Annotated in this window: 16 protein-coding genes; 7 read left to right on the top strand and 9 right to left on the bottom strand. The window is 70.1% G+C overall.

Annotation, left to right across the window (positions count from 1 at the left end):
• Positions 1-740 precede the first annotated feature (740 nt).
• The gene (locus tag ACIBO2_RS40975; protein WP_397303858.1) at positions 741-1,130 is read left to right on the top strand and encodes an Asp23/Gls24 family envelope stress response protein; all 390 of its coding nucleotides are present in this window, start codon (positions 741-743) and stop codon (positions 1,128-1,130) included.
• Here the strand turns inward: ACIBO2_RS40975 and ACIBO2_RS40980 are convergent.
• The 6 genes from ACIBO2_RS40980 to ACIBO2_RS41005 form a co-directional block, all read right to left on the bottom strand.
• The gene (locus tag ACIBO2_RS40980) at positions 1,127-2,773 is read right to left on the bottom strand and encodes an IS200/IS605 family accessory protein TnpB-related protein (RefSeq protein ID WP_397303860.1); all 1,647 of its coding nucleotides are present in this window, start codon (positions 2,771-2,773) and stop codon (positions 1,127-1,129) included. The genes ACIBO2_RS40975 and ACIBO2_RS40980 overlap by 4 nt on opposite strands.
• Complete coding sequence (locus ACIBO2_RS40985) at positions 2,766-3,359, bottom strand: IS607 family transposase (protein ID WP_358545950.1); 594 nt, start codon at positions 3,357-3,359, stop codon at positions 2,766-2,768. Before ACIBO2_RS40985 ends, ACIBO2_RS40980 begins: the two co-directional genes overlap by 8 nt.
• 415 nt (positions 3,360-3,774) lie before the next feature.
• On the bottom strand, positions 3,775-4,683 hold the full coding sequence (locus tag ACIBO2_RS40990) for an LLM class flavin-dependent oxidoreductase (protein WP_358545953.1): 909 nt from the start codon (positions 4,681-4,683) through the stop codon (positions 3,775-3,777).
• Positions 4,684-6,055: 1,372 nt separating this feature from the next.
• On the bottom strand, positions 6,056-8,017 hold the full coding sequence (gene thrS, locus ACIBO2_RS40995) for a threonine--tRNA ligase (RefSeq protein ID WP_397303862.1): 1,962 nt from the start codon (positions 8,015-8,017) through the stop codon (positions 6,056-6,058).
• A 42-nt stretch (positions 8,018-8,059) separates the two neighbouring features.
• The gene (locus tag ACIBO2_RS41000; RefSeq protein ID WP_397303864.1) at positions 8,060-8,656 is read right to left on the bottom strand and encodes a glycoside hydrolase family 25 protein; all 597 of its coding nucleotides are present in this window, start codon (positions 8,654-8,656) and stop codon (positions 8,060-8,062) included.
• A 119-nt stretch (positions 8,657-8,775) separates the two neighbouring features.
• Positions 8,776-9,669, bottom strand: a complete 894-nt coding sequence (locus tag ACIBO2_RS41005; protein ID WP_358545962.1) for an LLM class F420-dependent oxidoreductase — start codon at positions 9,667-9,669, stop codon at positions 8,776-8,778.
• A gap of 76 nt (positions 9,670-9,745) precedes the next feature.
• On the opposite strand from ACIBO2_RS41005, the gene pgm reads away from it, so the two are divergent.
• On the top strand, positions 9,746-11,383 hold the full coding sequence (pgm, locus tag ACIBO2_RS41010; protein WP_358545964.1) for a phosphoglucomutase (alpha-D-glucose-1,6-bisphosphate-dependent): 1,638 nt from the start codon (positions 9,746-9,748) through the stop codon (positions 11,381-11,383).
• A 2-nt stretch (positions 11,384-11,385) separates the two neighbouring features.
• Here the strand turns inward: pgm and ACIBO2_RS41015 are convergent, their stop codons facing one another.
• Both ACIBO2_RS41015 and ACIBO2_RS41020 read right to left on the bottom strand, forming a co-directional pair.
• Entirely contained in the window at positions 11,386-12,069 is a 684-nt protein-coding gene (locus tag ACIBO2_RS41015; protein ID WP_397303867.1) for a DUF2786 domain-containing protein, read from the bottom strand.
• A gap of 14 nt (positions 12,070-12,083) precedes the next feature.
• Positions 12,084-13,328 carry a hypothetical protein gene (locus ACIBO2_RS41020; protein ID WP_358545970.1) on the bottom strand — a complete coding sequence of 415 codons (1,245 nt, stop codon included), beginning with the start codon at positions 13,326-13,328 and terminating at the stop codon, positions 12,084-12,086.
• A gap of 188 nt (positions 13,329-13,516) precedes the next feature.
• Here ACIBO2_RS41020 and ACIBO2_RS41025 point away from each other — a divergent pair, with 188 nt between their 5' ends.
• The 4 genes from ACIBO2_RS41025 (at position 13,517) to ACIBO2_RS41040 (ending at position 16,096) form a co-directional block, all read left to right on the top strand.
• The gene (locus ACIBO2_RS41025) at positions 13,517-13,792 is read left to right on the top strand and encodes a hypothetical protein (RefSeq protein WP_364003555.1); all 276 of its coding nucleotides are present in this window, start codon (positions 13,517-13,519) and stop codon (positions 13,790-13,792) included.
• Between the two features lie 89 nt (positions 13,793-13,881).
• Entirely contained in the window at positions 13,882-15,051 is a 1,170-nt protein-coding gene (locus tag ACIBO2_RS41030; protein WP_397303869.1) for a cytochrome P450, read from the top strand.
• An 18-nt stretch (positions 15,052-15,069) separates the two neighbouring features.
• Entirely contained in the window at positions 15,070-15,822 is a 753-nt protein-coding gene (locus ACIBO2_RS41035; protein WP_358545976.1) for an HAD family hydrolase, read from the top strand.
• A 10-nt stretch (positions 15,823-15,832) separates the two neighbouring features.
• Entirely contained in the window at positions 15,833-16,096 is a 264-nt protein-coding gene (locus tag ACIBO2_RS41040; RefSeq protein ID WP_225298128.1) for a DUF4031 domain-containing protein, read from the top strand.
• Here the strand turns inward: ACIBO2_RS41040 and ACIBO2_RS41045 are convergent.
• Complete coding sequence (locus tag ACIBO2_RS41045; protein ID WP_397303872.1) at positions 16,046-16,681, bottom strand: metal-dependent phosphohydrolase; 636 nt, start codon at positions 16,679-16,681, stop codon at positions 16,046-16,048. The genes ACIBO2_RS41040 and ACIBO2_RS41045 overlap by 51 nt on opposite strands.
• A gap of 142 nt (positions 16,682-16,823) precedes the next feature.
• Between ACIBO2_RS41045 and ACIBO2_RS41050 the strand changes: the two genes are divergently transcribed.
• Positions 16,824-18,050 carry an alpha-hydroxy acid oxidase gene (locus ACIBO2_RS41050; RefSeq protein WP_397303873.1) on the top strand — a complete coding sequence of 409 codons (1,227 nt, stop codon included), beginning with the start codon at positions 16,824-16,826 and terminating at the stop codon, positions 18,048-18,050.
• Positions 18,051-18,144: the final 94 nt, after the last annotated feature.

Genomic DNA, 18,144 nt, shown 5'->3' on the forward strand with positions numbered 1-18,144 from the left:
GCACCGCAGAACGAGGCCCCGAACCGTACGGTGGCGGCCCGCTCCGCTCCATCGGGCCCAACTCCAGCGTCGACACGGACTCCGGCTCCGGCTGGAGTACCGGCGTGGGCTCCAGCTCGGATTCTGGCTTGGGGCCCAGCTCCAGCTCAGGTTCTGGCTTGGGGCCCAGCTCCAGCTCGGATTCCGGCTCCAGTCTGGGCTCCCACTCCAGCTCTAGCTTGGACTCCGGCGACGTGGGAGTCCGCTCCATCGGCTCCATATCTGGTGACGCCGGGATCCGTGGCACCGATGCCGACTCCAGCGTCGTCAGCGCCCGAAGCATCGGCAGTGGCAGTGGCGGTGGCAGTGGCGGTGGCGGATCCCGCCGAGGCGGCGCCGACTCCAGCCGCGTCGGAGTCCGCGGCATCGCCCCCGCCACCCCAGAGGCCAGCCTGGACAGCCCTGGTTTCCCTGACCCTGGTTTGCCTGACCTCGGCGTCTCGGAACTTGGCCCCTCCGGACCAGGCACCGCCGAACTTCGCCACACCAGCCCTGGACCTGGCAGCCCTGGACCCGCAGGGCTCGGACCCACCGGCCCTGGACCCACAGGGCTCGGACCCACCGGCCCTGGACCCACAGGGCTTGGATCCACCGGGCTCGGATCCGCCGCGACTCCTGCTGCCGGATCCGGCACCGCGCCGTACGGAGAGGCGGCAGCACCGGCGTTCCCAGGGGACCGGCCGACGGCCACCGCGGCCGTGGTGAAGGGGCAGATCAAGGTCGCCGACGAGGTGGTGGAGAAGGTGGCCTATCTCGCGACAATGGAGGTGGCAGGCGTCGCGGACATGGGCGGCGACCTCGCCCAGGCCTTCGAGTCGGTCCGTGACCGCATCGGCATCGGCTCGCGGCGCGGCAACCAAGGGATAAGCGCCCAGATTCAGGATCGCCAGGTGGCGGTGAGCCTGACGATCGTGGTCGAGTACGGCCACGTGGTGATGGACGTCGCCGCCACCGTCAAGACCAATGTGGCCCGCAGCGTAAGCCGCATGCTCGGCCTACGGGTCACCGAGGTGAACGTCACGGTCGACGACGTCCGCCTCCCCGGCAAGCCCAGGCCCACCGAAGAGCCCTCGGAACCAGACCGTTCCTAATCAGTGAGCAGGGGTGAGTCTGGGACCCATCCCTGATCGCTGCGCGCATCCCAAACGGTTTTGGATGCACTGGTCGCCCGCGTACGTGGTGTTGTCCCTGTCCGGGCGCGTGCATCGTGTGCACGGTCCGTGACGGGGCGGCGGGTTTCCTCACGCCCAAGAGTCTCCGGTCGGGCCTGGACGGTCCGATGCCCGTAACGATCGCTCTGGTCGTTACGGGGCGGTGCTGTCCGTCGCCGGATCGGGTGCCCTTGGGCACGTCGGCCGATGGCGATGCTCGCAGCATCGTGTCGGCTGGTCTTTCGGGTGGGGGCGTGCATGGGCTTCTGCCAGTGCTGCGCTCCCCACATGCTGGTGTACGCCGGATCGACCGCGATGATCGCGATACCGGTGGCGTCGGCCATCGAGGTGAGGCGGGCGCGGAGCTTTCCCGTGGGCATGCCGGAGATGAGCTGCCGCAAGCGACGCTTACGGCCGTGCCTCTCTCGTGTCCTGGAGTCGGCGAAGTCCAGGTCCTCTACCGCGATGGCGGCAACGCCGCAGGTCTTTGCCCAGTTCAGCAGCCGGGACAGGGCGTGCCGCACTTGGGCGTCACGGTGATCGGCGGTGCCGGACAGGTCGTAGAAGAACCGGCGGGGCTGCCCGACCGGATTGCCGTGCGCATCGAGCCGCCAGGCGGCGAGGTGGTCCGCATTGGTGTCCACGCCGATCACGCCCTGGGCCAGTGCGGTCCGCATCGAGACGGTGGCGACGATGGGGAAGGTCCAGGAGGCGTCCACGTACCAGCGCTGCCGGGCCACGTCGTAGTGGATGCGGTAGGCCACGGCCCGGTTGGCTTCCACACGGTCGGCCCACTCGGTGCCCCGGTGCGGGAACGACACCTTCGCGGCCAGCGTGTATCGGCCGTGCTCGGCGTTCGCCAGGTCGGCGAGCGGCGCGGGCAGCTTGATGCTGACCTCGCCTTCGGGCGTGATCCGGATCGTCTCGTTGCCGAACCGCTTGCCGGACTCCCCGGCAGCGGACAGCAACCAGCGTGCCGCCTGCCACTTCTGGCGCCACTCGGGCTCGGTGAGCCGGGCGGCATCCAGGTTGTGCCGGGTGTTGAGCAGCTTGCGCCCGCCCCGCACCACGTGCACGACACCGGCCTCACGATCCGCCCGAACCTCGGCGAGACGGCCCTCAAGCAGGTCCAGACGACGTCTTTTGTGGAACCACTCGCCCTTGGACCGGTAACCACCGGGGGCCCGCTTGGAGCCCTTCTCACCGATGGGCAACGACAGACGGTGCGCGACAGCCTTGACGCCGGCCTCCAACGACCGCAGATGCGCGGCCTGCCCGCGCCGGGCGAGCGCCCACTGATCGTGTGTCGCCTTCGTGATGCTCCCAGCCCAGCGGGACGACGACACGGCGGTCAGGTCCCGCTTACGTCCCGCCCACGAGGTGGTGGAGTGCTCCAGCCCGTCAGCGCAGCGCGCCTTGAGGTCCTTCGACGCCAGCGACCCGAGGTGCGCGCCGACCAGACGCAGCACCTCCTCATCCTGCGGGGTCAGGTTCTTGAGGCGGTCGCGTATCGACACACCGGACGGGCCGAGGGCGACGAACGGCGAGGCGATGGTGCGCAGTTGCCTGCTGGCCTCAGCCACTGGCCGCCGCCGCTTCCAGAGCGGCCTTGGCCCGGTTCTTCGCGGAGCGGCGGCCGTACAGGCGGGCACACAACGAGGTCAGGACCTCCACCATGTCGCGCACCAGGTCGTCGCGCACCAGGTCGTCCTCGACCTCGCCGTCATCCAGCACGACCAGGCGACGGCCCGTGGCGGACAGCGCGGCTTCGATCAATTCCACGTTCATCCGCCCGAGCCGGTCCTTGTGCTCCACGACCACCGTGGTCACGTCCGGATCGGCCAGCAGTCGCTTCGCCTTCGCACGGCCGCCGTTCATCCCGGATCCGGTCTCGGACTCGATCCGCACCACCCGGTGACCACCCTGCGCGGCCCACTGGGCCAGCCGGGAGACCTGCCGCTCAAGATCCGACTTCTGATCATGCGACGACACACGGGCATACAAACCCACACCACCCGTCACGGACGGTGAGGAAGAGTTCGCCTCGATGTTCACCAAGATCGTGCGCTGCACCCGCTCGGCGGGCACCGGCAGTGTGCCCTCACGGAACCAGCGATAGGCGGTATGCGGGTGCACACCGTTCGCTACCGCCCATTCCTTCAGGTTCATTCAGTGATCATAACGCCCACTCAGAGGCTGCAATACACACTAGAGTTAACTCAACTCGAAGCAGTTACCCCCCAAAAAAAGCAGGACCCCCGAACACCGGACCGGTAGAGAACACCTGAACTCCGGCCCGGTGCAGAACAACGATCCGGAGCGACGCAACGGTCCGGATCGACGCAGGGCAGCGGACCAATGAGCCAACCACCCGGCGCCGGGCCCCGAACCGGAACACGGGCCAGGGCACCAGCTCAGAGCGGTGGCCAGAGCACCGGTCCGGAGCAGGACCAGAGAGCCGGGGCAACAGGCGAGCACCCCGGGATCGGAGCATTGGCCCGAAGTCCGGTGGCACGTACCGCCCGGAGGTGGCACGTCGCCCAGAGGTGGCACGTACCGCCGGGAGACGGCACATACAGGCGGGTCAGGCCACCGCGTCGGCCAGGCGGTCGATCTGGTCCGGGTCGGAGGCCCAGCAGTAGAGCATCACCTCGTCGGCTCCGATGCCGGTGAACGCCGCGACCGCGTCCCGGATCGCGGCGGGCGTGGTGAGCAGCCCGGCCAGCATGTGCTCGGGGCGCCCGGTGAAGGCGTAGTAATCGCCCATCTCGTTCCTGGCCTCCGCCAGCACCGTCTCCGTACCGAGGGCGACGTTGACCTGGGCCACCAGGCGGGGACGGCCCTCGCGACCGGCAAGCTCCCATCGTCGCTCCACGTCGCGGAAGGCCGTGTCCATCCACTGGGGCCCGAGCCCGGCACCCAGAAAGCCATCACCCCATCGGGCGACCCGCTCGAACACCGCCGGAACGAAGCCACCGAACAGCACCTCGGGGCCACCCAGCCGAGCAGGCGCGGGACCGATCGGACCCACGCCATCGCCCTCATAGCGAGCAGGCACAGAACCCAACGAACCCACACCATCGCCACCACCGACCCTGTACGGTTCGCCGGACCAGGCGCGTCGCAGAGAGGCGAGCTGTTCGTCGAGGCGGCGCCCTCGGCGGTGGACATCGACACCGGCTGCCAGGTAGTCATCCTCGCGCCCTGCCGTGCCAATACCGAGGGTGAACCGGCCACCGGAGAGGCGGTCGAGCGTGGCGGCCTGCTTGGCCAGGATCGCGGTGTTGTGCAGGGGCGCGATCAGCACCTCGGTCTGGAGGCGGATGCGCGAGGTGGCACCGGCCAGGACGGCGAGGGTGACCAGTGGCTCGGGGTTGTCGTAGACGAGCCGGTCGAGCAGGCCGAGTGCGCTAAAGGGGCCGATGTCGGCGCGGCGGGCCCAGGTCAGCAGCTGGGCGGGGTCATTGATGGGGAGGCCGAGACCTACGTTCATCGGGAGAACACTCCTTCGAAAGGGCATGCGAGCAGATCGCACCGCCCCTCCGGGGTCCTCACACGCGATGTGCGGGCCTTGCTTCCACTCTGCGGCATATCTCTGGGAAGCGTGATCTTCAGAGTACGGGCAGATTACCGCATCCTCATCGCACCGCAACTTCAGGCCTCGTCAACTCCAACTCCCTAACCCCCGCCAGACCCGACGGCGCCGCGCAGCACCGCGATGGGAAGCGGTGGACCAGGCGACCACAACCGACCGTGACGCCCTCTGCACAAGCCGACCGGGGCCTGTCCGGTGAGGGGTGGGAGTGCGGTCGAAGGCCAGTAGCGGCAATGCGACTACCTGGAGGAACGCCCCCTCCGCCCCCGAGCAACCTCCGATCGCCGGGCACTCCCACCGACGGCGCCGTGGGGCCTGGGGTTGTAGAACGATGCCGGGCTGTGGGGCGGTGCTGCGCGTCTGGGATTGCGGAGCGATGCCCAGGGCCGTTGGATTGCGGGCGATGCGCGGGCCTGGGCGGCGGTGCTGGGAGCTGCTGAGTGCTATGGCGGATATTTCACAATGTGGGGGCGTTAGCTGGCAAAACGGCGAAACGCCGGTGGCCGGTGATTCCTGTTGCTAGCGTTGCGTGCTCCGCGGTGATCATCCCCGCGGCGCAATACCGACCGGGTTCGCCATGCCGGAACGCCCGGCCCAACTCCCCATCGAAAGGACCGTTTCATCTGAATGGTGGCGCGGAGACCCGGTCCTTCAGGGCCGGGAGGAAGCGCCACCCCTCCTTTCGAAAACAGCATGGAAAGACTCGGTCACGTTCGGTAATATGTGCGGTGGGTGAGGTTGCTGTGACAGGAGGTGCGCGATGGCGATCCGCCGCTCCGCCACCAAACGCCACGGCCTGCCCTCGATCGTGCAACTGCGGCTCACGCCCGCACCGGCCCAGGCCGACGCCCTGGCCGCGGCGGTGCAGGTGTGTAATCAGGCGGCCACCGTCATCTCCCGCCTGGCCTGGCAGCACCGCGTCTTCACCGTGCTGGAGTTGCATCGGCTGGCCTACTACGAGGTGCGCGGGCAGGTGGCCGGGTTGGGCGCGCAGGCGGCCGTGCGGGCGATCGCCCGGGTCGCCGGCGCCTACGCCAACCGGCGCGCAAGCAAGAAACGCGCCCACATCTTCCGCCCGCACGGTGCCGTCCCCTATGACGCCCGGCTGATGAGCTTCAACCGTGAGACGAATATGTCAGGCCGCACAGGTTGCAGCGCGCACCAACGCGTCAGGCCGCACAAGCCGCGACGCGGACGAATGTGTCAGGCCGCAGCACGCAAGAAGGGGTACGGCGGACTCCCGCTGTACCCCTTCATAAATGCTGGAAAGTCAGACCTGGATGCGACGCTCCACAGCGTTGACGATCTCGGCGATCGCCTCCTCCACGGGCACGCCGTTCTTCTGCTCGCCACTGCGGTAGCGGAACGAGACCGCCCCGTTGGCGATGTCGTCGTCACCGGCCAGCAGCATGAACGGGACCTTCGACTTCTGGGCGTTGCGGATCTTCTTCTGCATCCGGTCGTCGGCCGTGTCGACCTCGACTCTGATGCCGCGCTCGCGCAGCTTCTTGGCCACGTCCTGCAGATAGGGGATGTGCGCGTCGGCGATCGGAATGCCGGCGACCTGCACGGGGGCCAGCCACGGAGGGAAGGCGCCCGCGTAGTGTTCGACCATCACGCCGAAGAAGCGCTCGATCGACCCGAACAGCGCCCGGTGGATCATGACGGGCTGCTTGCGGGTGCCGTCGGCCGCCTGGTATTCGAGCTCGAACAGCTCGGGCAGGTTGAAGTCGAGCTGGATCGTCGACATCTGCCAGGTGCGGCCGATGGCGTCACGTACCTGCACGGAGATCTTCGGCCCGTAGAAGGCCGCGCCGCCCGGGTCGAGCACCAGGTCCAGGTGCTCGGACTCGGCGACCTCGCGCAGCGTCTCGGTCGCCTCCTCCCACGCGTCGTCGGAGCCGACGAACTTCTCCGGGTCCTTGGTGGACAGCTCCAGGTAGAAGTCGTCGAGCCCGTAGTCGCGCAGCAGGTCGAGGACGAAGCGCAGCAGCGAGGCCAGCTCGTCGCGCATCTCCTCGCGGGTGCAGTAGATGTGGGCGTCGTCCTGCGTCAGGCCGCGCACCCGGGTCAGGCCGTGGACGACGCCTGACTTCTCGTAGCGGTAGACGGTGCCGAACTCGAACAGCCGCAGCGGTAGCTCGCGGTAGGACCGCCCGCGCGCCCGGAAGATCAGGTTGTGCATCGGGCAGTTCATCGGCTTGAGGTAGTAACGCGCGCCCTCGAGCTCCATGGGCGGGAACATCCCGTCGCGATACCAGTCGAGGTGACCCGAGACCTGGTACAGCTTCTCCTTGGTGATGTGCGGCGTGTTGACGAACTCGTAGCCCGCCTCCTCGTGCTTGCGCCGCGAGTAGTCCTCCATCACCCGGCGGATCACGCCGCCCTTGGGGTGGAAGACCGCCAGCCCGGAGCCCAGCTCGTCGGGGAAGGAGAACAGGTCGAGCTCGGCGCCCAGCTTGCGGTGGTCGCGCTTCTCGGCCTCCTCCAGCATCTTGAGGTAGTCGTCCTGCTTGTCGCGCGACTCCCACGCGGTGCCGTAGATGCGCTGCAGCTGCGGGTTCTTCTCGCTGCCCCGCCAGTAGGCGCCGCCGGAGCGCATGAGCTTGAAGGCCGGGATGGACCTGGTGGACGGCACGTGCGGGCCGCGGCAGAGGTCCTTCCAGCACAGCTCGCCGGTCTTCGGGTCGAGGTTGTCGTAGATGGTCAGCTGACCCACGCCGACCTCGACGCTCTCCTCTTCGAGCGAGCCGCCCTTGAGCCCGATGAGCTCGAGTTTGTACGGCTCTCCGGCCAGCTCCTCGCGGGCCTCGTCGTCGGCGACGGCCCGGCGGGAGAACAGCTGCCCCTGCTTGACGATCTCGCGCATGCGCTTCTCGACGCGCTTGAGATCATCGGGGTGGAACGCCTGCTCGACGTCGAAGTCGTAGTAGAAGCCGTTTTCGACGGGCGGCCCGATGCCCAGCTTGGCCCCCGGGAACAACTCCTGCACCGCCTGCGCCATGACGTGGGCGGTGGAGTGGCGGACGATGGCCCGGCCCTCGTCGCTGGAGACCTCGATCGGCTCGACGACGTCGCCATCGGCGACCAGGTGGGCCAGGTCGCGGGCCTCGCCGTTGACCCTGGCGGCGATGACGGTGCGGCCGTCGGCCTCCAGCGCGTCACCGGCCGTCGTGCCGGCCGCGACCACACGCTCGGCTCCGGCGAGGGTGATGCGTAGCTCGGCTGACACGGTGACTCCCTTGGATAGCACGGTTGCTGGTAAGCACCGATGCTATCGCGGGTGAAACCCCAGCCTTGTCAGGTCTTCCCGGCTCCCGCGGAAGACGTTGCGATCCAGCGGACTGTTGGCGTATTGGTGAATCGTCCACTCGCCCCATGGACCGGGCACCAGCGGCTCGCCACAGGGTTTCTCCGGGTTGGCGATCCACAGCGGATAGTCACCGAGCCCCGCGCAGTGACCTCCGCGGGCGAACCACGGGAAGGTGTAGACGAACGGGCGCACGCCGCCGTGCCGCTCGACGTAGCGGCACCAGCGGCGGGCGTACTGGGCGACCTGCTCGGGCCGGATACCGTCGTTGCTCTCCAGGTCGAGCGCGACCAGGTCGCCGCGGCGAAAGCCGCCCGCCGCCCCCACCGCGTTCAGGAAGTGGCGGGCCTGCTCGCCGGGGTCGCCCTTCGGGCGGGCAAAGTGGTAGGCGCCGCAGACGATCCAGCTCTCCCGCATGCCCTGCCAGTTGCGGGCGAAGTACGCGTCGGTGTAGTCGCCGCCCTCGGTGGCCTTGGCGAAGGCGAACGCTACCCCGGCTCCCGCGTGGCCGGTCCAGTCGACGGAACCTTGCCAGTTGGACACGTCTATGCCATGCAGCAAGCGCTTCACCTTGCGGGAGTTTATTCGGATGCCTCCCGGTCACCCCACCGACGCGCCGATCAAAGCCGATCAGCGCCGATCAGCGCCGATGAGGGCCGATGAGGGCAGGTCGGGGCAGATCAGAGGAGTGTCTTGAGGAATGCCCTGGTGCGTTCCCGATGGGCGAACTCGGAGGCCACGAACTCCGTCACCCCGGCCTTGGCCAGCCCGTCGAGCTGGGCGCGCACGCTGTCCTCGTCGCCGACGATCGCCACGCCACCGGGATCGGCCGCGCCTTCCCGGTCCAGCATGGCCCGGTAGGAGGGCAGCTGGCCGTAGATGGCGAAGATCTCGTTGGCGCGGGCCCTGGCGGCCTCGACGTCGTCGGTGACGCTGATCGGCAGCGAGCAGACCACGCGCGGCGCGGGCCGCCCGGCTTCGCTCGCGGCGGCGGTGATGGTGGGCGCGACGTGCTCGGCCACCGTCTTGGGGCCGGTCATCCAGAGCACGGTGCCGTCGGCGACGGTGCCGGCCAGCTTGAGCATGCGCGGGCCCAGGGCCGCGATCAGCACCCGCAACCCCGCTCCCGGCGTGGTGAGCCGGGCGTGGGCCTTGAGGGTCTCGCCGTCGTAGTCGACCTGCTCGCCGCGCGTGGCCGGCATCAGGATCTCCAGGTATTCCTTCATGTGCCGGCCCGGCCGCTCGAAGCTGTAGCCGAACATGTTCTCGATGACCATCTGGTGCGACAGGCCGATGCCGAGCGACAGCCGCCCGCGTACCGCCGCGTTGACCGTCATGGCCTGCTGAGCGAGCGCGAGGGGGTGACGCGGGAAGGTCGGCACCACGGCGGTGCCGAGCTCGATGCCGGGCACCTGGCTGCCCGCCACTGCCAGCGTGGTGAGGGCGTCGAGCCCGAAGATGTGCGAAAGCCAGGCGGAGGCGAAGCCCTCGTCGGCCGCCTTGGCGAGCTTGTCGCGGAGCCCGCCCAGCGGGTCCGGATCCTGAGATTCGTTCAGGAGCAGTCCGATACGCATGGCAACAGAACTCCATTCTAGTGACTGACGCGAGTCTAGCCGACCCTCTCCGAGCGGCCACTCGTAAAGTGGCCTCATGACCCACGAACGCGCCGGACAGCCCGCCCAGCCCGCCGACCTGGTCGACGTGGCCAAGCTGGTCACCGCCTACTACGCCCTCCACCCCAATCCCGACGAGGTGGCGCAGCGGGTGGCGTTCGGCACCTCCGGGCATCGTGGCTCGTCGCTGAACACGGCGTTCAACGAGGATCACATCCTCGCCACCAGCCAGGCGATCTGCGAGTACCGCCACGCCCAGGGCACGGACGGGCCGCTGTTCCTCGGCGTCGACAGCCACGCGCTCTCGGAGCCCGCGCGGGTGTCGGCGCTGGAGGTGTTCGCGGCCAATGGGGTACGGGTCCTCATCGACAGCCGCGACGGCTACACACCGACGCCCGCCGTCTCGCACGCGATCCTCACCTATAACCGCGGCCGCTCCACCGGACTGGCGGACGGAGTGGTGATCACGCCGTCGCACAACCCGCCGCCCGACGGCGGCTTCAAGTACAACCCGCCGCACGGCGGCCCGGCCGACACCGACGCCACGACCTGGATCCAGGACCGGGCCAACCGCCTGCTGGCCGGGGGCATGAAGAACATCCTCCGCGTTCCGTACACGAAGGCCCTGCGTGCGGACACGACCGGGCGCTACGACTTCGTCGGCGCCTACGTCGGCGATCTGCCCTCGGTCCTCGACCTCGACGCGATCAGGTCGGCGGGAGTACGCATCGGCGCCGACCCCCTCGGCGGGGCCAGCGTCGCCTACTGGGGGGAGATCGCCGATCGGCACCGGCTGGACCTGACCGTGGTCAACCCGCTGGTGGACCCGACCTGGCGGTTCATGACGCTCGACTGGGACGGCAAGATCCGGATGGACTGCTCGTCGCCGTACGCCATGGCCTCGCTCATCGCCAGCAGCGGCGAGTACCAGATCGCCACCGGCAACGACGCCGACGCCGACCGGCACGGCATCGTCACGCCCGACGACGGGCTGATGAACCCCAACCACTACCTGGCCGTGGCGATCTCCTACCTCTACGCGCACCGCGAGGGCTGGCCCACGGGCGCCGGGGTCGGCAAGACGATGGTCAGCAGCAGCGTCATCGACCGCGTGGCGGAGTCGCTCGGGCGGCGGCTCTACGAGGTGCCTGTGGGCTTCAAGTGGTTCGTGCCAGGGCTGCTGGACGGCTCGCTCGGGTTCGGCGGCGAGGAGAGCGCCGGAGCCTCGTTCCTGCGCCGCGACGGGTCGGTGTGGACGACGGACAAGGACGGCGTGATCATGGCGCTGCTGGCGTCGGAGATCCTCGCGGTCACGGGGCGCTCGCCGAGCGAGCACTACAAGGAGCTCACCTCCCGGTACGGCGAGCCGGCGTACGCCCGGGTGGACGCGCCCGCGACGCGGGAGGAGAAGGCGGTGCTGGGCAAGCTGTCGGCCGACCAGGTCACGGCGACGTCGCTGGCCGGCGAGCCCATCACTTCGGTGCTGACGGCGGCGCCCGGCAACGGGGCGGCGCTGGGCGGGGTGAAGGTGTCGACCGAGAGCGCCTGGTTCGCGGCCCGGCCGTCGGGGACCGAGGACGTGTACAAGATCTACGCCGAGTCCTTCCAGGGGCCTGAGCACCTGGCCGAGGTCCAGAAGGAGGCCCGCTCCCTGGTCTCGGCCACACTGAGCTGAGGTCAGGTCAGTTCGCGGCCGGGCTGGGTGTCCACGCGGGTGCGGCCCAGGTCGGCGCGGCGGCCCGCCTCGACGCCGGCGCGGTAGCCGGTGCCGCTGGTGCGCGGCACGCTGAGCCGGATGCGCGGGTAGTGCGCCGCCACCACCCGCTCCACCTCCGCCCGCCGGTCGGCCAGCACGAGCGCGGTGCTCGCGGCGGGGGCCCGCTCCTCGGCCCGCGTCTCGGCCTCGCGCAGCAGCCGGTACACCTCGTCGGTGAACCCGAGCAGCCACGAGCGCCGGTAGGCGCGGATCGCGGTGTCGGGCGGCCTTACCCGGGCCAGCCCCGTGGCCATCTGCAGCAGCAGCGAGGTGGCCAGCACGTCGGCCCGTTCGAGGTCGGCGGCGAAGCCGAAGACGTGCACCCGCTGCCCGCCGTCGCCGCGCCCGATGAGCAGCGGCCGGCAGCGCAGGGCCTGCGCGACCAGACTGACGAGCCGCGCCTTCTCCCGCGCCCATGGGTTGGGCATGGTGACGATCCGGTCGCCCGGCGTCTGGCGGGTGTCGGCCGGGTCGAGGGAGTCGATGCCGTACTTGGCCATGAGCGACGCCGCCGCCGCCATGAACGTGGCCCGCTCATGCTCGTTGTCGGTACGTTCGGCCTTGGCCAGGAGCTTTCTGACCCGTTCGAGCGTGCGCTCCCTCAACCGGCCCCCCGGGCTCAGGACTTGGTGGTCAGCATCCGCCCGTCGTCGGCGATGGCCGGGAAGGCGCCGGTGTCCACGATGCCATGTTGTTGGTACAGAGCCTCGATGAGCGCGTGCGCCTCGGGCTCCAGCTTCCACAGGGCACGATACTGGCGGGCGGCGGGCAGTGAGAGGCCGATCTCCTGCGCGATGTCGATCGTGCGCGGCACGATGCCCTTGGCGATCTGCCTGTCCCAGTAGTCGCGGGCGGAGCGCATCAGCGCGGCCCGCTGGGCGGTGTCGACGACCTGCGGCGTGGTGTCGAACACCTGGACGTCCTCGTCGTCGTCCTGGACGAGCTCGACCAGCGCGGGCGGCAGGGCGGGGCGGGCCGGCACGGGGTGGTGGTCGGCCTCCGGCTCCCAGGGCACGCGCGGGTCGGCGTCGATGAGGGCGGAGGTGTTGTACAGGGCGGCGATCTGGGCGAGCAGCGCCTCCTGGCGGCCCTGGTCGACGGCCAGTCCGGTGTGCTCGACGGCCTGGTCCATGGCCTTGTCGAGCTTGGCCAGGGCGCCGCGCAGCTTGCGCTCGGACGCGCCGCCCTCGCGCAGCGACTTGGCCCGCTTGGCGGCCAGCGCTACGCGGGTGAGCCTGCGGTGCGCGTCGACCTCGCTCGCGGTGCGGTCGCTCACTTCGGCCAGGCCCACCCTGACCAGCAGCCGTTCGGGGGTGAGGCGCCAGTTGATGCGGCCGGTGCCCCTGATGCGGTGCCTCTCGATGGCCATGCCGCGCTCCCACAGCCAGGCGGCGACCAGCGGCGCGGCGAGGCGGAAGACAGCCTCGGGCAGGCTGCGCGCGTCCATGCTGGACAGTACGGCGGTCAGGCAGGTCAGCGCCCACACGGCGATGCCGTCGATCCCGGCGGAGAAGTTCTCGCGCATGTTGCGGCGGGCCCGTACGGCCGAGGTGATGATCGCGACCTCGATGAACGCGAACAGCAGCAGCCGCAGCGGCCCGTCGAGGCCGAGCACGTCACCGGAGAAGCGCCACATGCCCTGGGCGGAGACACCGGTGGCGATGGAGGCGGCCACGACGGTCAGGACGTCCTCGATCGGGCGTGGGGCGATATAGCGCGAGACGACCCAGGCGAGGGCCCGCCAGGCGACCCTGAGTATCAGGTACGCGAGCACCAGCCCGGCCAGGCCCAGCAGCGCTATGACCGCGGTGGCGAACGGCTTGTCGGCGACGAAGGCAGCTATTTCCTCGAATGTGGTGGGCATCAGTCACTATCCGTGAGGCTCAAACTCCGCTTATAGCGAGATCATCGCAGAATGTGGCGTACCTGTACGCCAAACGGCCTCTGCCGCCCCGCTTTGCCCACGTTTACCACAATCCTCCCCCGGCACAGGAGACCTCGCGTTCATGAAGCTCGTGACGCAGAATGGAGCCGGTCGGCCTAGGAGGCTTCGTGAGCAAGCGATCGCGCAGACGCCGTGCTCTCCCCAGTGGGGCTCCGAGCTGGCTGCCCGGGTTCGGTCCGGGCGAGCCGCACGGCCCCGACGACGAGGATTTCCCGTTCGACGAACCGGGCGGAGGAGAAGGCGGGGTGCGCGAGCCACGCCGGCCCAAACCGGCGCCGCCGTCGCTGATGGCGCAGGCCCTGTTGCCCGAGCCTCCGGTGCGGGCGCGCGACCGGTCGATCCCATCTCCGGACGAGGTCACGAGCATGCCGGCGCTCGGCTGAGCCTGGCCAGATCGCGTCCTGCGGATGGGACCATCTATGTAGGGATTTATCCCAACAAAGTGTGATGTATCCCAGCAGGACGGATTTCGATGTCAGACTCAGAGTTCCCGCTCGTCCAGTTCATGCGCGAGGGCTTCGACCCGGTGGCCGAGCTCGGCCGCATCCGCACCGAGCGGCCGGTGTTCCCGATGTCGATCCCGGGAGACCAGACGGTCTATCTGGTCACCCGCTACGACGACGTGCGCAGCGTGCTCGCCGACCATGAACGGTTCAGCAACGACTTCGGCAACGTGATCGGTCTGGGCACTAATCAGGAGGATCCGGGCGGCCTCGGCTTCCGCGATCCGCCTGAGCACACCAGACTGCGCAAGTACCTGACGCCGGAGTTCACCGTGCACCGCCTGCGCAGGCTGGTGCCGCGCATCGAGGCCCTGGTCGAGGAGTGCCTGGACCGGATGGCGGCCAGCGGGTCAGAGGCCGATTTGGTGGAGTCGTTCGCGCTGCCGATCCCCTCTCTGGTCGTGTGCGAACTGCTGGGTGTGCCGTACGAGGAACGGTCCGAATTCCTGAAGATCAGCACGAACCGTTTCGACCTCACCGCCGGGCCCGAGGCGTCCCTTCAGGCGATCAACGACGCGATGGCGTACCTGACGGACCTGGTCGCCCGCGAACGGCTGAACCCCGGTGAGGGCCTGCTCGGGGAGCTGCTGCGCGAGCACGGCGACGACCTCGACGACCGGACGCTGGCCAGCATGGCCGACGGCCTGCTCACCGGCGGCCACGACACCAGCACGAGCATGCTCGCGCTGGGCACGCTCTGGCTGCTGGAGAACCCCGAGCAGGCCGCCCGGGTACGCGAGGATGACCGCTACGCCGAGCAGATGGTCGAGGAACTGCTGCGCTACATGACCGTGGTGCAGGTGGCCTTCCCCCGCTTCGCCCGCGAGGACCTGGAGCTGTTCGGCCACTCGATCAAGAAGGGCGAGATGGTGCTCTGCTCGCTCACGGCGGCCAACCGCGACCCCCACCTCGGCGAGGGGATCGAGGAGGTCCGGCCGGAGCGCCCGACGGCGGGCTCGCACCTGGCCTTCGGCCACGGCATCCACCGCTGCGTCGGGGCGCCCCTGGCCCAGATGGAGATGCGGATCGCCTTTCCCGCGCTGCTGCGGCGTTTTCCGGGGCTCCGGGTGGCGGGTGAGGTGCCGTTCAGAAAGCTCGCCATCGTCTATGGCGTGGAGAAGCTACCCGTAGCGTGGTAGAGCGGTTACGTTCACAGAGTGAACGAGCCCGTCATCGACCTGACCACGATCAGCGCCGTCGTGTTCGACACCGACGGCGTGGTCACCGACACCGCTCGGGGGCACGCGGCCGCCTGGAAGCACGTCTTCGACGCGTTCCTGCGCGGCCGCTCGGCGCCTTTCGACATCCGCGACGACTACCTGCGGCATGTCGACGGCCGTCCACGGCTGGACGGCGTCCGTACCTTCCTCGCCTCACGCGGCATCACGCTGCCGGAGGGCGCCCCCGACGACGAGGTGGGTGCGCCCACCGTGCACGGCCTGGGCCTGGCCAAGGACCGGCTGTTCATGTCGCAGGTGGACAAGTACGGGGTGGCCGCCTTCCCCTCGACCGTGGCGCTGCTGCACGAGCTGCGCCAGCGGGGGGCGCGCACGGCGGCCGTCTCCGCCAGCCTGCACGGCCGCAGGCTGGTCGGCTCGGCGGGCGTGCTGCACCTGTTCGACGTGGTGGTCGACGGCAACGACGCGGCCCTGATGAACCTGCCGGGCAAGCCGGACCCCGCGCTGTTCCTGGAGGCGGTGCGCCGCTTGGCGCTGCCCGCGCCCAAGGCGGCCCTGGTGGAGGCCACCCTGCCGGGCATCGAGGCGGGCCGCAAGGGCGGCTTCGGGCTCGTCGTCGCGGTCGACCGGCACGGCGAGACCACCGAGCTGAACGCCCAGGGCGCGGACGTGGTGGTGAAGGACCTCGCCGAGCTGGCCGTGCGCGGCAGGGTCCTACCCTTTACCTCTTAACCTTGACGTCGTGACGGTCCTTATTGATCCCCCAGCCTGGCCGGGGCCGCGCGGCCTCATGTGGTCGCATCTGGTCAGCGACAGCTCCCTGGACGAGCTGCACGCCTTCGCGCTCCGGCTCGGCGTGCCGGAGCGGGCCTTCGACCGGGACCACTACGACGTGCCGGAGACCGTGCACGCCCGTGCCGTGGAGCTGGGCGCGGAGGCGGTCAGCTCGCGCGAGCTACTGCGCCGCCTCATCGCCGGCGGCCTGCGCCGCCGCAAGCGCCACTAGCTCGGCGCTCATGTTGGCCCGTGCGCGCTCCTCCCACAGCGTGTACGCCTCGTCCGTGCGATAGAGCCGGGGTACGGCCAGGAGCCTGCGCAACACCGCGGCCCGCCCCTGGCGGAAGAGCTCGTCGGGCACGTGCGCGTACTCCTGGCGGATCCGCGCCGTGTAGGGCTCGTAGTCCGGACCGCCCAGGACCGCCAGGTCGGCGTCGCACAGGACGGCGCCGTCGCGGTCGCCCTCGGCCAGCGTGTCGTGCGCGGCCGTCAGCCGCACCAGCCTGGCCACCTCGGCGACCCGGTCGGCGGGCACGCCGCAACGGGGCAGCCGCGCCTGGGCCAGCTGGGCGCTGCGCTCCTCGTCCCAGCCCAGCCGCCCGTCGTAGACGGCGTCGTGGAACCAGGCGGCCAGCCGTACCGCGACGGGGTCGGCGGCGGCGTCGGCGAGCCGGTCGATCGCGGCGAGCACGGCGGCGAGGTGGGCGAGCGTGTGGTAGCGGCGGTGCGGCTCGGCCCAGCGGGCGACCAGCTCCGCGCCGGTGGCCCTGGCCGCCGCGGAATCCGTCACCAGGGTGAGCCAGTCCTCGCGCATGGAGACCACCGTAGATCACCCCACCCGGCGACTCACGAGCGCGGTGCTGGGCGAGAGGCCGGCGAGCGGGGGCGCGCACTCATCGGAAGCGCATGTGTGCGGGCTGTATACCGGGATATACCGGCTTGATAGCGTTCTTGGCATGGAGCCGACGGCGAGGGATCCCCGGCGCCTGCCCCGTTGGCAGGAACTGCGTGCCGTACTCCCGCCCCGGCCGCGGCTGTTCCCGTCGCGGGAGCGGCGGCTGGCGGCGGTGGCCGATCTGGCGGACATGCGGCGGCTGGCGTGGCGGCGCGCCCCACGGGTGGTGTTCGACTACGTCGACGGCGCGGCCGAGGCGGAGCGGTCGCTGGCCAGGTCGGTGGCGGCCTTCGCGCGGGCCGAGCTGCGGCCACGGGTGCTGCGGGACGTCTCCGAGGCGCCCACATCGGTGGAGGTGCTCGGCAAGCGGATCTCGATGCCGGTCGTGCTCGCGCCCACCGGCTTCACCCGGATGATGCACCGCGAGGGCGAGCGGGCCGTGGCCAGGGCGGCGGCGCGGGCGGCGGTGCCGTACACGCTGTCCACGATGGGGACCACGACGCCCGAGGAGGTGGTGGCGGCGGCGCCGGACGGCTGGAACTGGTTCCAGCTCTATGTCGTGCGCGACCGGGGGCGCAGTCAGGAGACGCTCGACCGGGCCCGTGAGGCGGGCATGGACGTGCTGGTCGTCACCGTGGACGTGCCGGTGGCGGGGGCGCGGCTGCGTGACGTGCGGCACGGCATGACGATGCCGCCCGCGCTGCGCTGGCGTGGCGTGCTGCAGGCGCTGAGCCGTCCGGCCTGGTGGTTCGACTTCATCACCAGCGAGCCGCTGCGCTTCGCCACGGTCGACGGCGCGCCGGACGACCTGGCGGGGATCACGAACCTGATGTTCGATCCGACGGTGACCCTGCGGGACCTGGAGTGGATCCGGTCGGTCTGGCCGGGCCAGCTGCTGGTCAAGGGCGTGCAGCGGGTGGACGACGCCAAGGATCTGGCGGCCGTGGGAGTGGACGGGCTGGTCGTCTCCAACCACGGCGGGCGGCAGCTGGACCGCGCCCCCACCCCGCTGGAGCTGCTGCCCGAGGTGGTGGCCGCGGTCGGTGACCGCACGGAGGTGTTCCTGGACGGCGGGGTACGCGGCGGCGCGGACATCGCCATCGCGGTGGCGCTGGGCGCGCGGGCCTGCTTCGTCGGCCGGGCCTACCTGTACGGGCTGATGGCGGGCGGTGAGCCCGGCGTGGACCGGGTGCTGGCCATGCTGCGCGCCGAGCTGGTCCGCACCCTGCAACTGCTGGGTGTGGGCGGCGTCGAGGGGCTCGACCCCGACTGCGTACGCCTGCGGTAAACGACGCGGACAAACCCTTTCCCGGTTTACGGTCTGGTTACGGCGAATGAATTCCTCGCCGTAACCCTTGGCAGTCCACCCGCCAGACACCTAT

It is taken from the genome of Nonomuraea sp. NPDC050022, assembly GCF_044460705.1.
Classification (GTDB): domain Bacteria; phylum Actinomycetota; class Actinomycetes; order Streptosporangiales; family Streptosporangiaceae; genus Nonomuraea.

Excerpts from the sequence above, each read along its gene's own strand:
- ACIBO2_RS40985 (WP_358545950.1), bottom strand. The coding sequence starts at position 3,359 with ATGAACCTGAAGGAATGGGCGGTAGCGAACGGTGTGCACCCGCATACC.
- ACIBO2_RS40990 (WP_358545953.1), bottom strand. The coding sequence starts at position 4,683 with ATGAACGTAGGTCTCGGCCTCCCCATCAATGACCCCGCCCAGCTGCTG.
- ACIBO2_RS41005 (WP_358545962.1), bottom strand. The coding sequence starts at position 9,669 with ATGCGTATCGGACTGCTCCTGAACGAATCTCAGGATCCGGACCCGCTG.
- pgm (WP_358545964.1), top strand. The coding sequence starts at position 9,746 with ATGACCCACGAACGCGCCGGACAGCCCGCCCAGCCCGCCGACCTGGTC.
- ACIBO2_RS41020 (WP_358545970.1), bottom strand. The coding sequence starts at position 13,328 with ATGCCCACCACATTCGAGGAAATAGCTGCCTTCGTCGCCGACAAGCCG.
- ACIBO2_RS41030 (WP_397303869.1), top strand. The coding sequence starts at position 13,882 with ATGTCAGACTCAGAGTTCCCGCTCGTCCAGTTCATGCGCGAGGGCTTC.
- ACIBO2_RS41045 (WP_397303872.1), bottom strand. The coding sequence starts at position 16,681 with ATGCGCGAGGACTGGCTCACCCTGGTGACGGATTCCGCGGCGGCCAGG.
- ACIBO2_RS41050 (WP_397303873.1), top strand. The coding sequence starts at position 16,824 with ATGGAGCCGACGGCGAGGGATCCCCGGCGCCTGCCCCGTTGGCAGGAA.